The organism is Citrobacter sp. TBCS-14, from assembly GCF_005280805.1.
GTDB lineage: Bacteria > Pseudomonadota > Gammaproteobacteria > Enterobacterales > Enterobacteriaceae > Citrobacter > Citrobacter gillenii.
Genome location: NZ_SZWM01001084.1, coordinates 304 through 641, shown reverse-complemented (window position 1 = coordinate 641; position 338 = coordinate 304). Strand labels below are relative to the sequence as shown.

Annotated in this window: 1 protein-coding gene; it reads right to left on the bottom strand. The window is 54.7% G+C overall.

What is annotated here, in order from left to right; genetic code table 11:
- Positions 1 to 338: TonB-dependent receptor domain-containing protein (locus FDX22_RS24090; RefSeq protein ID WP_146717899.1), on the bottom strand; the 338-nt coding region annotated here is incomplete at both ends.

The following is a 338-nucleotide window of genomic DNA, read 5'->3' as shown; positions in this document are numbered from 1 at the left end:
ACCGGAGAACCTTTGGCGACGCCTGTCGGACATGCAACTGCACCACGGCCAGAAGCACCGCACGCGGTGGCGCTGTCATACTCGGTACGATAATTATCCAGACGAATACCACCGTTCAGTTCAATATCACGCGTAATTTGCAGAGTATCGAAGGCGTAAATACCGAAGGTATCGGTCTGGCCGTTGGCGTTGGCGCCATTACGGGATAATCCACCAATGTTCACGTTGCTGTTCGGTGAGTAAATATTGACCGGCGGCGGGGTGATCGGGACTACGCCATAGTTGGTTTGCGTTTCGCGCGTCAGCTCCACACCGGTGCTGATGTCATGACCGATGGA